We start from the raw sequence: 13,525 nt of genomic DNA on the forward strand, positions 1-13,525 counted from the left end.
ATTAAAAGCGATATTAAAGGTAACATCAATAGTGTCTTAGCTCAGCTTACTCTTATTTAGTCACAGTTTGGCTGATGCGTCAATGGAGATAACTTTTAATCACAACACTTTAAGAAAACTCACTTAAACATATCTTGCATTTCACCTTTATTATCTTTGGATCTGCCAACTAATTGTAGAAAATCCTTTTTATTGGGAATACTATCACTGTCTTCTAATATCTTATTTCGTCTTAGTGAGACGTATAGTGCAATAGCATTTGCTTGACAACTAAAAGATTTCTTGGGATTAAACTCAATATCTGTAAAGGCATCATACTCTAACACTTGATTTTTAAGGTTGCTATTCAAATTCAACACATTTAAATACAACCAATTATAAAAAGCAGTTTTTGGTTCAATATCCCATCTATCACCTTTATGCTCGAAAGCGATAATATCACCTGAACTTTTTAACCTTTCATCTCTTTTAGCTTCTAATGAACTTTTATATCGGATATCATCATAAGGGCCTCCTTCCTGGAAGACCTTTGATGACTGATAAAGACTCTCGACACTAGCTTTGTGGCCATTGCGCAGTTCAATTTGAAGGTTAAAAGCACTAAGCATAATACCTAGTTCAGAGTCAGATTTAGAGGATATCTCTAATACATTTTTAGTAGGATGTTTTTTTTTAAAAGCGCAGTGCAGCGATTCGACTGATTTTTTCTTTTGTGCCACACTAAACCCAGCAAACCATTCAAAATCTAAATCCTCAATAATAACCAACTCTTCATTTGAATTACTAGGTACAAATACTGGACGATTAGCCATCTCTATATCTCCTTTGATCGAATACAATATCATTCTCAGTAACTTTATACCCAAGCTCTCTAACCCAGTTAAGGCTCTCATCTTGATGATTAGTATATATCTCTTCAACGAAATCTACTGGAATATTACCTAGGTATAGTACTTCGGCTTGGTTGTCGTAAGTATAAGTTGGTAATGCCCTACCTATTGGTGACTCAAACATCTCTAAAAAAGCATTACACGTCATTCTTTCATCAATAGATAAATTTCTCACCTTATTAGACGCTGCGTTTGTACTACAAAAAACTGCCTTATTAAGATAATTAAAGTTTTCAATTCTATTAGACGTTTGCTGCTCTTTTCCATATATAAGCGAAGGTGAAATTTTAAGCACCACCCAATCATCATCACTAGTTTGTTTTCTATATCTATAGAACATCTTGAAATTTGGATGGCTAAATGATAATGAAATAGAGTCTAAAACTCCATCTAGCCTCATCTGATCATTAAACGCATATTTAAGGTTCATATTGTTAAGGTTTGTTCTTGTTAAAATCCCATATTCTAATATAGATGAGAGGTTTGACTTGTGAGTAAAATGATATATGGCATCAATATTCTTACACTTACTACTATCAAAAACTGTCGCGCTGACAATATTTTGCCATATAGAACTATAAAAACTTTTATCAAGATCTGAGAATTTAAAATTAAAGTATTGATCAACACATTGTAAGTCTGGATAACCTCTTTTACCTGCAAGATAGAAACGTATCTTTAAAAAATCAATTAAGTAGCTGTCAACCTCTCCTGCATACTTATTAATATCTTCAATACTGGCTGTATCATTGGAAGCTTTAGCTAATTTATCTTTAGCTAATTTATCTTTAGCTAATTTATCTTTGGCTAGCTTATCTCTTCTAAGTTCACCATACTCACGATTAATAAAATACTTCTCTTCATTAGAAGAAAAAAACCCAGATTTAACATCATTTTTCTTGATAACTAAATGGGATATTTCATCATAACGTCCAGCTCTTTTAAAAGCATTAACCATCCATGTTACTTCATCAAAATTATCTGTTAACCCTAAACTTATATTAAGCTCATTGAAGTCTTCTAGGTCTTCTCTTTCAGAAAGCTCATACAATCTATTTTTAAATTTTTCAATATTTTTTTCTTCTAATTCGCTGCCAAACTTATCTAAATTATTACTCAACTCATCAAGAAATTTATTAGTTTCATCAAGGAACTTATTAGTCCCATCTTTAGCTTCTTTAGCAAATTTGATAGCAGTTTTAACGTCTTTAGATTTTGATGTCGATGTAAAAAACCATATAATCAAAAATACAATTATTATTATAAATATTTCCATGACACACCTATAAACACATACCCACAAAAAATGCCTCTAACATTACGCTAGAGGCATTCGGTTTACAAGATATTCAGAAAAATAGTTTACTTACTTCGATTAAACACGCTCAATAACGGTAGCGATCCCTTGACCAAGACCGATACACATTGTCGCTAGACCGATTTCAGTGTCTGATTGCTCCATCGCGTTTAGCAAAGTCACTGTGATACGAGCACCAGAACACCCGAGTGGATGACCAAGCGCGATCGCGCCACCATTGATGTTGACGATGTCTTGCTTGTCAGTCAAGTTTAGGGCTTTTAATACGGATAAGCCTTGCGCTGCAAATGCTTCGTTTAGCTCGATGGTTTGCATGTCATCGATGCTCATGCCAGCACGCTTCAACGCTTTATTGGTAGCAGGGACAGGGCCATAACCCATAATAGCCGCATCACAACCAGCAACGGCCATGCTACGAATACGAGCACGTGGCTTTAGACCCAAATCTTTGGCTTTTTGTGCGCTCATGACGAGCATCGCTGACGCACCGTCAGATAGTGCAGATGAGGTTGCCGCAGTCACTGTACCACCTTTTGGATCAAACGCTGGACGTAGCTTTTGCATTTGCTCCATCGTTGCATCTGGACGAATGACTTCATCCACGGTACACAGTTGCAAGCGACCAGCAGCATCATGACCTTCGATGCCGATGATTTCATTGTCAAAACGACCTTCAGTGGTGGCAGCCCATGCACGACGATGTGACTCAAGACCAAAAGCGTCTTGCTCTTCGCGTGTGATGTTATTCATACGGCCAAGCATTTCAGCCGTCAAGCCCATCATGTTTGAGGCTTTAGCGTAATGCTTTGATGCTTCAGGATTGAGATCAACACCATGCATCATGCCCACGTGACCCATATGCTCGACACCACCAATGATAAAGATCTCACCTTGGTTGGTCATGATTTGCGCGGCGGCCGTGTGTAGCGCCTGCATAGAAGAACCACACAGGCGGTTCACCGTTTGGCCACCCGCTGTCTTTGGAATGCCCGCCAATAAGCCGATGTTACGACCGATATTTAGGCCTTGTTCTAGCGTCTGGTTGACACAGCCCCAGATGATATCTTCAACGTCACGTGGGTCAAAGTCGTTACGTTCAACCAACGCACGTACGAGTTCAGCAGACATGCTATCAGCGCGCACATGACGGAACATACCGTTTTTAGATTTACCCATCGCTGAGCGTACGCCATCTACGATGACCACGTCTTTTGGACTTAAAGTTGTCATACTATCTTCCTTTTCAATTTTTATTGTCAGTGTAGCCAGCTCATTTACGCTTTATCACATCGCAATCTTGCTGAAGGTACGATAGGTACCTCTGCGCGCGATGCCTTTGTACCAGCGTTTGAACCAACTGTAACCGTACGTTTGCCCCTAAAGAGTATCGTCACACCAGTGGCTTTCCTCTCAATAAGCAAACGTACTGCACTTCATCCTAGTAATGACCGACCATTACGCTGTTGCGTAAAAGGTCTCGCCTGCTGCTGCCATGTCGCGAATCTTTTGCGGCGCTTCATAGGCTTTGCCAAGGTGCGCGTATTTTTCACACAATGCCAAGTAGTTATCTAGACCCATTTGGTCGATATAACGGCAAGGACCACCGCGGAATGGCGGGAAACCAACGCCCATAATCATCGCCATATCCGCTTCAGATGGCGTAGACACAATGTTGTCTTCTAAGCAGCGTACGGTTTCATTACAGAAAGCCAGCATGGTGCGGTCGATGATCGCTTGATCATCAAACGCTTGCTTGTCATTATCAGTCGTGGCTTTTAGCAACTCATAAGTGGCATCATCCGCAACTTTCTTTGGCTTACCGCGCTTGTCTGTCTCGTACTTGTAAAAACCAACGCCGTTTTTCTGACCTAGGCGCTCGTTTTCATATAAATGCTGAATCGCCCCTTTATAATCAGGCTTCATGCGATCTGGGAAACCTTCCGCCATAACTTCTGCGCCATGGACACCCGTGTCTAAACCGACCACGTCGATTAGATAAGCAGGGCCCATTGGCCAGCCGAATTTTTCCATGACTTTATCGACATGAGCAAAATCAGCACCTTGCTTTAGTAGCAAGTCAAACGCGCCAAAGTATGGGAACAGGACACGGTTTACCAAGAAACCTGGGCAGTCGTTGACCACGACAGGCACTTTGCCCATTTTAGAGGCGAGCGCAACGGTGGTCGCGATGGCTTCTTCAGAGGACTTCTCCCCGCGGATAACCTCTACTAGCGGCATACGGTGCACTGGGTTAAAGAAGTGCATACCAACGAAGTTTTCTGGACGCTCAAGCGCTTCTGCTAGATAAGTAATAGAAATGGTTGAGGTGTTTGACGCTAAGATGCAATCGTCCTTAACCAAGCCTTCCACTTCTTTTAACACACTACGCTTAACGTTTGGATTTTCTACCACGGCTTCGATGACGATATCGGTATCGCTAAAGTCACCATAGTTTAAGGTTGGACGGATACGGCTTAACGTTTCACCCATTTTTGCTGGGGTCATTTTCTTACGTTCAACCATTTTGCCAAGCAGTTTGCTGGCTTCACCCATACCAAGGTCTAATTGCTCAGCCTTGATGTCTTTCATGATGATTGGTAGGCCTTTGCTCGCCGCTTGATAAGCGATGCCGCCACCCATGATACCTGCGCCCAATACCGCCGCTTCAGTGATTTCATGGGCTTTTTTGCTGTGCTGCTTCGCTAATTTTTTGACCAACTGATCGTTTAAGAACAGACCAACCAAGCTTTCTGCTTGTGGGGTTTTAGCGGCTTTTGCAAAACCGGCAGCTTCTACCTCAATCGCTTTATCACGTGGCAGATTGACGTGCTTCTCAATCGTCTCGATGGCGATTGCTGGTGCTGGGTACTGTTTAGGATTGGCTTTGGCAAAAATCATGCCTTTGGCGCTGTTAAACGCCATGGCTTGCTCAAGCTGGTTTAGCTTAACAGGCGCAAGCTTTTCTTCGCGTTTCGCTTGCCAATCAAGCTCACCTGAGATACATTTTTTGACCAAATCAATCGCCGCATCTTGCAGGTCATCAGCTGGTACTGTTGCATCAACCAAGCCTAGCTTTAAGGCATCAAGAGGTTTTTTTGGCGTGCCAGTCGCGATCAGCTCAAGCGCATTGTCGATACCAATCACACGCGTACTACGAACCGTACCACCAAACCCTGGGAAAATGCCCAGCTGAGTTTCTGGTAGACCAATGATTGCTTTGTCACTCATGACACGGTATTCACAAACCAACGTCATCTCACAACCACCGCCAAGCGCTGCACCATTGATGGCAGCTACTTTCGGAAACGGCAAGTCTTCAAAGCGGTTAAAGGCGTCATTAACGTCAACAACCCAGTCTTTAATCTCGCTTTCTGGCTTCTTAAAAGAACCAACAAATTCTGTGATGTCAGCACCAGCGATAAACACGCCTTTACTTGAGGTGACGATAAGGCCTTTTACGTTGTCATCTTTTTCTAAAGCGCTTACAGCTTCGCCAAATTGCTTATTGGTCTCAGCATCAAACTTATTCACGCTCTCATTTTCGGCGTTGTACTGCATGTTGGCGATGCCATCCTCTAGCATTGTCACCGTAATGCGATTTCCTTGGTATACCATTTGAAACTCCTTTCTATATAACGAAAGCTACGTTTTGGATTAAAATAAATAGCCAGTTACTGTTAGTAAAATGGGTAATAGCACTGTATTAACCTGCCCGCTCATTATGATAAACAACCCCATCATGATAAACACCTAGCAGATTAATCAGTGAAGATATCTTTGTTATCCAGCGCTCATGATTTTGTATTCACTGCTATTTTGACGTCTCTTGCACAAACTCACACGGCACGTTATTTATATACTATTGGTGCCGATAATAATGTGACAAACACGGTTTAGGCTTGGGTCTCGTGTGAGTTTTTCGCTTAGACAGATGGGCAAAACCCCCATTCTCATCACCAGACCACTTTTACGCCAATTAGTGTAGGGGATTATGCCCCTGACTGTCACAAGCTAATACCATACTCGCAAGTCACTCTTAAAGCTATAGTAGCCCTTTACCTTCCTGCCAACGTGCTTTAAATGACTGCTTGCACACTGATATTTTATCCCAAATATCCACGCTTCAGCACGATCGACAGTAGCTTATCAGTCTCTCAATTGCCTCATTTATCAAAGCACATTCAAACAGCAAATTAAATCACCAATACGTAACGAGGGCTTGTTGGCGTATTTCACGCTGTTTTTAACATGAACCAGCAAAAAATAATTCATCGACCATACCTGCCGGACAAGGAATACAATCTATCATGCTACACTAACGATATTTTTATTATTCCTCTTATAATTTATTATTCCTCTTATAAATGGTTGGGTTATGACTGTTTCTTCTACACCAAGCTTTATGTCTTTTGATGGCGCTGACCACAGCACCGAGCAATTCCACAGTGCCGTGCGCGCCCAATTGGCCCAAGATATCGAGGTGATGTTTGCTTATGCCAAACTTCCTACTCCCCTAGTTGATGCGTGTCGTTATGTGATGACCGGCCAAGGCAAGTTGGTGCGTCCGTTGATGGTCGCCAGCGCCTTTGCCAGCGTCAATGATGGTATGAAGGTGGCTACAAATATAAATACTGCCTCAGACGCCCTTTCATCTAATCGTACCAACCTGACAGATACCGCGCTAAATGATGATTTAGAGATGCTGTTAGAGAACGACTCAGATTATGATATGTGTCGCCGTGCTGCATTGGCAGTGGAGCTGTTGCATACCTATTCATTGGTGCACGATGACTTACCCTGTATGGACGATGATGAGCTGCGCCGTGGTCAACCGACCTGTCATATCGCCTTTAGTGAAGCGACCGCGCTACTGGCAGGAGATGTCCTACAGACGCTCGCCTTTGAAGTGTTGACCGCAGAGATGCCCACCTTTGCGCCCTTTGATACCGCTATCGCAAGCCAGCTATTTGCCATATTTGCGCCGCGTGCCAGACGTATGGTGGCAGGCCAAATGCTTGATCTCAATGCTGAAGCCAGCCCCCACATTTCACAAAGCGATTTAGAAGCCATCCACCGTGATAAAACGGGCGCATTGATTGAAGCGGCGATGCTCATGGGCGGTATTTGTGCTGGCGCGACGGCTTTGCAGCGCATGGCGTTACAAGAGTGCGCCCAGCACATTGGTCTCGCTTTCCAAGTCCAAGATGATATCTTAGATGTGACCACCAGCACGGATACGCTCGGCAAACCTGCTGGTAGCGATGAAAAACTAGACAAGTCCACCTATGTCAAACTAATGGGTGTTGAAAACGCAACGGCTTATGCGCAATCGCTGTTTAATGACGGACGCGCTGCCATTACTCGTGAGCTGAGCCGTCATGAATCAAGCAGTAACACCGACAATGATGCCCTACTAGCGTTAATAGAATGGCTATGGGCCCGTAAAAAATAACCAAAAATTTAATCATCAAAGAATGGCAATGAGTGGTCAACATGGACAGTAACCCTACCCCGCGTATTTATCTTGGCACTGGCGGCTATAGCGATACCGATCTGCTCGGCACGCTGTATCCCACTGGCACCAAAAAAACGGATTTTTTGCGTGAGTATGCCAAACAATATGGCGCGGTGGAGGTTAATAGCACCTTCTACGCACCCATCGGCCAAAAAGCCTTTGCCGGTATGGTCGATAAAGCCTATGCGCAGGCAGACAGCCAATTAAAATTTGCCGTGAAGCTACATCAAGACTTCACCCATGCACGTAAAGGCACTGCCGATCATGCGCAGGCTTTTTTGACCGCGCTCACGCCGCTTATCGAAGCGAATGCTTTAGCCCCATTACTCTTGCAGTTTCCACACGGTTTTGATCGTACCCGCGAGCACAGGCTTTATCTGGCCAACCTTGTCAGTTGGTTTCAGGACTATCCACTCGCCATTGAGTTTCGTCATAACGGCTGGCACACCCCGCAAGTGGTCGATAGCTTTATCAAGCAAGGTTTGATTTGGTGCAGTGTCGATTATCCGAAAGTGAGCGGGCTCCCGCCATCGCGGTTGATATTTACCGAACGCACAGGTTATTTGCGTATGCATGGCAATAATCTAAACTGGTGGGATGCGATGAGTGCGAGCGACCGTCATGATTATCGCTATAGTGAGGCGGAAATGAAGGACTGGGCGCAGGCGATTGCCAATCAGCGCCAGCATTTTGACACGCTCTATATCTTCTTTCAAAACACCGTCAACGCGCATGCCTACTATAATATTGCGATGCTTAAAGAGGCGTTGGTTAAGTTTGGGTTTGAGGTGTTGTAGCTATTTCTACTCATTACTAAAATATTTTACACTTATTTGAACATTTATCTGGATTCATGAAATGGAAGATATTGAAATATACAATCTAGCTACAGATGTTATTTCTTCTATAGCTGCTGATCTGAATGAAAACTTATATTCTAAGATTAACGGTGTTTTATCAGTTTTGTGGAGAACAGATGAAAAATTTAATGCCTCAGCTCAATCAAATTCGAAAGTAGATGAGCCTCCAGTGCATACTGTAAATATGTATTACGAGTTAGCACGTCAGCTATATCGAGATATTGAGGAGTATTGCGCTTATATTGAAAGCGAATGTGACAAACCTATATTCGATACATTATTTGGAAGCCACCATAAATATAAAGAACTAATACCTTCAAGTTTTTCGAAAGCGGAATACAAAAAAAATATGTTTATCAGTACATTAACTTGGGTATTTTTTCATGAAATAGCTCATCTTAATCAGGAACATGGACACATTCGAAGTCAAATACTTCAAAGTGACAATCATTCAATAGATGAATGTAATATTTATAAATCAGAGAACTTAGAAGGAAGAGCTGCTGCCATATATCATACGACAGAAATGGCGGCAGACTTTGAAGCGGTATATATCTGTATCAAAGAATTAGTAAGGCATTTTAAAGGTATGGATTTAGAAGATTCTATAGGATCGTTTGCATGTGCGCTTTCTTGTGCTTTATATAAATTTCACGGTATTAAACCATTAAACATAGATTCAGCACCTAAAGGTACTCATCCTTCGGTAATTGTTAGATTAGAGCACCTTTTACCCCAGATATGGGAGTTTTTTGATATAGCAGAGGTGCAGTCTTTAGGTAAAATTAAGCTCAGTCGTTCTGAGCTAGTTTATATTTGTGAACTGCATTCGGTAACTGTAGGCTTATTCTGGTTCAGAAAGCAGCTATTATCAGAAGAAAAATTTCATGAGTTTCTTCATATAAGGACTATCGATAGAATAGGGGGTAGAGAGTATATGAAAACCATCATCAGTACGTGGGATGAAATTGAGCCAGAGATAAATAAGAACAAACGTTTTGACGACCCTCTTGCTTTGCTCAGGTTTACTGGACAGTATAGGGAGTTAGTATTTGAAACAATAAATAGCTAATGACTGTAATCAATCGAGTATATTCAAACCAAAAAAAGGACACCTCTCGGTGTCCTTTTTTAAATCAAATGCTTAAGTCTTAAAGATTACTCTTCAACGCCAGCGTCTTGACCTTTATATTTTGCGTTTGCGTAGTCCCAGTTCACTAGCTTGTCTAGGAACGTGTCGACATAGTCAGGACGACGATTGCGGTAATCAACATAGTACGCATGTTCCCATACATCACACGTCAATACGGCAATTTTGTCATGAGCAAGTGGGTTATCAGCATCGCTAGTATTCATTACTGAAAGTTTACCGCCTACTTTATCAGTCACGAGCCACGCCCAACCTGAACCGAACTGTGAGGTAGCTGCGTTTTTGAACTCTTCACGGAACTTATCATAGCTACCGAAGTCTTCTTCGATTTTGCCTTTTAGATCACCAGTAGGTTCGCCGCCGCCGTTATCTGGCGTCATGCAATTCCAGTAAAACGTGTGGTTCCACACTTGCGCTGCTTGGTTGAACATCGTTTGCTTGCTATCATCTTTCGCAGTCGCTTTGATGATCTCTGGCAACGTTTTGTCTTCTAGACCAGAACCTGGTAGTAGATCTTTTAGTTTGTTTACATAAGCTGCATGATGCTTATCATGATGATACTCTAGCGTCTCGGCACTGATATGTGGCTCTAGCGCGTCTTTTGCATATGGTAGGTCTGGTAAAGTAATGTTTGACATAATTATTTTATCCTTGCTGTTTTTGGCCGTTACGTGATAGAAACTGAATTCTACACTGTTCTTACCCTAAAAAATAGCGGCCTAAATTGGCTGAGTTTATTGTTTGAACTGAGTGTTTTCGCTGCATACGTGTTATTGCCTAACACAGTAGCACGTATTATTATGAATCCAAAATTGACTTAACTATTATTCTTTGCCCAAAAGCCAAGTGTTTGACTTTATGCGCGTTTATTAACGTCATATTTACAAGCCATAAGATATAATTCACTGTAGCTTGCCGCCTATTATAGCAATAGTCAGCGTTAATATCCGTTACCAAATGTTATAGACGGCACAATCTGTATAGCCACGGGATATTTTTTACTGAGTAGTCACACCTGTCTTATAGCCGTAAGCTACCAGCATTAAGCTCACGATTGGGTCGAGCAATATAACCATAGTAGTATAACCACAGCAACCGAACCAAAAGTCCAAAACAGATTGACCAAACCATCACTACTTACCTGACGGAATGACTCTATGAGCGCCACTAATCCATCAAACTTACTATCAGCCACTCAGTCGACAACCGATCATCAGTGGGTGCTCGCCAGTAATAATAAAGGCAAACTGGCTGAGTTTCAAAGGTTGTTTGCAGAAGCGAGCTTGGATGTCACTATCGTACCGCAAGGTCAGCTCGATATCGAAGATGCGATCGAGGATGGTCTAAGCTTTGTAGAGAACGCCATTATCAAAGCACGACACGCCAGCCGTATCAGCGGATTGCCTGCCATTGCTGATGATTCAGGCTTATGCGTTCCTGCGCTGGGTAATGCCCCAGGTATCTACTCTGCTCGCTATGCAGGCGAACACGGCAATGATAGCAAAAACAACGCCAAGCTCATCGCTAAGTTGCAGCCTATTCGTAAACAACAGCCGGATAACGCGGTGCAAGGTATGTTCGTTTGCGTATTGGCGATGGTGCGACATGCCGATGATCCGTTGCCGATTATCGCACAAGGACTATGGCATGGTGAGATTTTAGAAGCGCCGCACGGTGATGGCGGTTTTGGTTATGATCCGTTGTTTTGGCTACCCAACTTGCAAGCGAGTGCAGCAAGCCTAAGCGCGGCTGATAAAAACCGTATCAGTCATCGTGGTCAGGCAATTAAGCAATTATTGGCACAGCTGCCTTTGTAGATCATCCTAAAGCTTCTAGTCGATTCCATTTAGCGCTTTGACTGCTCATACGGATACAAGACAACTGAAGGAAATCGAGCGCAAATTGTCCTTAAAGTGAGATTGACGATGTAGCAGATTCAAAGCGGATGGACGATAAAGAGATAATTTTTACTTTAATAAACAGATAGATTATACTGTTCTACTTTTAAAATTTTGCTGAAAGCCGTTATTTGTCTGTATAATTCACCAAAAAGCGTTATTATGCGGACCATTTACGGTTTATGATTGATATTTGATAGCCTTTATAATATCGGCAATTTCACAGCTTTGTACTCTTTAGTGCCAAAGGCGATTGCTTGGCACTGACTGCGAGATTGCAGGCTATCATGCATTGTCCCCTATTTATTCCAATGGCAACGCCTAGTACATGCCCCTATGTTGAGGCACGGTTGTCTATTACCATTTAACTCCAAGTACTATTAAATCAAACGTACTATTTAATCCTAAAGGTGTAATGAACATGGCTACAGATTTACAAGTCACAACCAACAAGCTATCTAATAAAGAAACCCAGCTAACGGTTAAAGTGCCCGTTGAAAAAATTCAAAACAAAGTTGAAGGTCGTATTCGTCAAGTGGCGAAAACTGCCAAAATTGACGGTTTCCGTAAAGGCAACGTTCCTATGTCACACATCCGCTCTCAGTACGGTGCTGGCATTCAACAAGAAGTCATCAACGATGTGATCCGTGACACAGTTTTTGAAGCGATCAAATCTGAAGACATCCGCGCGGTTGGCATGCCTAACATTGATGATGTAAAACTTGAAGATGATTTCTTGGTCTATCAAGCGACTGTTGAAATCTTCCCAGAAGTTGACGTGCAAGGTATCAATGAAATCGAAGTTGAGCGTCACACTGCCCAAGTGAGTGACGAAGACGTTGACACCATGATCGAAAACCTACAAAAACAACGTGAAGAGTTCGTTGAGAAAAAAGGCATGGCGGCGAAAGACAACCAAGTGACGTTTGATTTTGAAGGTTCAATCGACGGCGAAAAATTTGAAGGCGGCTCAAGCGAGGACTTCAAACTGGTGATCGGTAGCAACCAGATGATCCCAGGTTTTGAAGCGGGTATCAAAGGCATGAAAGCTGGCGAAGAAAAAATCATCGACGTGACCTTCCCAGAAGATTACCAAGCTGAAAACTTGGCTGGTAAAGAAGCACAGTTCAAAATCAACGTAAAATTGGTTGAAAAATCTAAGTTACCTGAAATCAATGAAGAGTTCCTAGAGCTATTCGGCGTGACCGAGGGCGGCGTTGAGAAATTAAAAGAAGACGTTCGCAAAAACATGGAACGCGAAATCAAAAACGCTGCGCGTAGCCAAGTGAAGCAAGCGACTTTTGACGCTTTACTAGAAAAGAACGAGTTTGACGTACCAAACGCCATGCTAGAGCAAGAGATCGAGCGTCAACGCAACATGATGATGCAACGTTTCTCTCAGCAGTTCGGTGCGAACGCTGATAGCTTCGATAAAGACATGCTGCCAAATGAGCTGTTTGAAGAGCAAGCATTACGTGCGGCCCGTCTTGGCATCATCGTTGCTCGTATCATCGATACCAAAGGCTTAGAAGTGGATCAAGAGCGCGTTGAAACCTTCATCAAAGAAGCCGCCGAAAACTACGAAGACCCAGCGGAAGTGATCGAGTACTACACCAATGACAAGCAGCAGCGCGCTAACATTGAGTCTGTAGTACTAGAAGACCAAGTGGTTGATTATCTGATCGAGCAAGGCAAAGTCACTGACAAAGAAGTCAGCTACCAAGACTTGCTAGCCGCTCAGCAACAACAGCAGCAAGCAATGTAATTGATGTGACATGCTGTCTTTTTAGACACGCATTAGTCGGTTATCAAAACTAAAATGCGTCCCCAATCAAAAGACTGGGGGCGCATTTTTTATGGTGTTATGGCATTTCAGTGGCAGCACGATCTAGTA

General features: G+C 42.6%; 10 protein-coding genes. 5 read left to right on the forward strand and 5 right to left on the reverse strand.

Annotated features, from left to right (window positions below; translation table 11 throughout):
* Positions 1-119 precede the first annotated feature (119 nt).
* The 4 genes from JFC06_RS09450 to fadB form a co-directional block, all read right to left on the reverse strand.
* Positions 120-812 (reverse strand): DarT1-associated NADAR antitoxin family protein, encoded by a 693-nt coding sequence (locus JFC06_RS09450; RefSeq protein ID WP_198334852.1) that lies wholly within the window; start codon positions 810-812, stop codon positions 120-122.
* On the reverse strand, positions 805-2,166 hold the full coding sequence (locus JFC06_RS09455; RefSeq protein WP_198334853.1) for a DarT ssDNA thymidine ADP-ribosyltransferase family protein: 1,362 nt from the start codon (positions 2,164-2,166) through the stop codon (positions 805-807). Before JFC06_RS09455 ends, JFC06_RS09450 begins: the two co-directional genes overlap by 8 nt.
* Positions 2,167-2,265: 99 nt before the next feature.
* Positions 2,266-3,438, reverse strand: a complete 1,173-nt coding sequence (gene fadA, locus JFC06_RS09460; RefSeq protein WP_193005194.1) for an acetyl-CoA C-acyltransferase FadA — start codon at positions 3,436-3,438, stop codon at positions 2,266-2,268.
* Positions 3,439-3,663: 225 nt separating this feature from the next.
* The gene (gene fadB, locus JFC06_RS09465) at positions 3,664-5,823 is read right to left on the reverse strand and encodes a fatty acid oxidation complex subunit alpha FadB (protein WP_193005193.1); all 2,160 of its coding nucleotides are present in this window, start codon (positions 5,821-5,823) and stop codon (positions 3,664-3,666) included.
* 760 nt (positions 5,824-6,583) lie between these two features.
* On the opposite strand from fadB, the gene JFC06_RS09470 reads away from it, so the two are divergent.
* The 3 genes from JFC06_RS09470 (at position 6,584) to JFC06_RS09480 (ending at position 9,655) form a co-directional block, all read left to right on the forward strand.
* Positions 6,584-7,660 (forward strand): polyprenyl synthetase family protein, encoded by a 1,077-nt coding sequence (locus JFC06_RS09470; protein WP_193005192.1) that lies wholly within the window; start codon positions 6,584-6,586, stop codon positions 7,658-7,660.
* Positions 7,661-7,701: 41 nt separating this feature from the next.
* Complete coding sequence (locus tag JFC06_RS09475) at positions 7,702-8,520, forward strand: DUF72 domain-containing protein (protein WP_198334854.1); 819 nt, start codon at positions 7,702-7,704, stop codon at positions 8,518-8,520.
* A 61-nt stretch (positions 8,521-8,581) separates the two neighbouring features.
* A complete protein-coding gene (locus tag JFC06_RS09480) occupies positions 8,582-9,655 on the forward strand; it encodes a hypothetical protein (RefSeq protein ID WP_198334855.1) in 1,074 nt (357 codons plus the stop codon).
* 86 nt (positions 9,656-9,741) lie between these two features.
* Here the strand turns inward: JFC06_RS09480 and JFC06_RS09485 are convergent, their stop codons facing one another.
* A complete protein-coding gene (locus JFC06_RS09485) occupies positions 9,742-10,371 on the reverse strand; it encodes a superoxide dismutase (protein WP_193004671.1) in 630 nt (209 codons plus the stop codon).
* A 519-nt stretch (positions 10,372-10,890) separates the two neighbouring features.
* On the opposite strand from JFC06_RS09485, the gene rdgB reads away from it, so the two are divergent.
* Together rdgB and tig are read left to right on the forward strand one after the other, a co-directional pair.
* On the forward strand, positions 10,891-11,550 hold the full coding sequence (rdgB, locus tag JFC06_RS09490) for an RdgB/HAM1 family non-canonical purine NTP pyrophosphatase (RefSeq protein ID WP_227670099.1): 660 nt from the start codon (positions 10,891-10,893) through the stop codon (positions 11,548-11,550).
* 502 nt (positions 11,551-12,052) lie between these two features.
* Positions 12,053-13,396: a trigger factor gene (gene tig, locus JFC06_RS09495; RefSeq protein WP_198334856.1), complete on the forward strand. Its 1,344-nt coding sequence runs from the start codon at positions 12,053-12,055 to the stop codon at positions 13,394-13,396.
* Positions 13,397-13,525 lie beyond the last annotated feature (129 nt).

Origin of the sequence: Psychrobacter namhaensis (genome assembly GCF_016107545.1) — a bacterium.
Classification (GTDB): Bacteria; Pseudomonadota; Gammaproteobacteria; order Pseudomonadales; family Moraxellaceae; genus Psychrobacter; species Psychrobacter namhaensis.

Bases quoted from the DNA above. Each gene is read 5' to 3' on its own strand.
- JFC06_RS09450 (WP_198334852.1), bottom strand. From the start codon at position 812: ATGGCTAATCGTCCAGTATTTGTACCTAGTAATTCAAATGAAGAGTTG.
- JFC06_RS09455 (WP_198334853.1), bottom strand. From the start codon at position 2,166: ATGGAAATATTTATAATAATAATTGTATTTTTGATTATATGGTTTTTT.
- fadA (WP_193005194.1), bottom strand. From the start codon at position 3,438: ATGACAACTTTAAGTCCAAAAGACGTGGTCATCGTAGATGGCGTACGC.
- fadB (WP_193005193.1), bottom strand. From the start codon at position 5,823: ATGGTATACCAAGGAAATCGCATTACGGTGACAATGCTAGAGGATGGC.
- JFC06_RS09470 (WP_193005192.1), top strand. From the start codon at position 6,584: ATGACTGTTTCTTCTACACCAAGCTTTATGTCTTTTGATGGCGCTGAC.
- JFC06_RS09475 (WP_198334854.1), top strand. From the start codon at position 7,702: ATGGACAGTAACCCTACCCCGCGTATTTATCTTGGCACTGGCGGCTAT.
- JFC06_RS09480 (WP_198334855.1), top strand. From the start codon at position 8,582: ATGGAAGATATTGAAATATACAATCTAGCTACAGATGTTATTTCTTCT.
- JFC06_RS09485 (WP_193004671.1), bottom strand. From the start codon at position 10,371: ATGTCAAACATTACTTTACCAGACCTACCATATGCAAAAGACGCGCTA.
- rdgB (WP_227670099.1), top strand. From the start codon at position 10,891: ATGAGCGCCACTAATCCATCAAACTTACTATCAGCCACTCAGTCGACA.
- tig (WP_198334856.1), top strand. From the start codon at position 12,053: ATGGCTACAGATTTACAAGTCACAACCAACAAGCTATCTAATAAAGAA.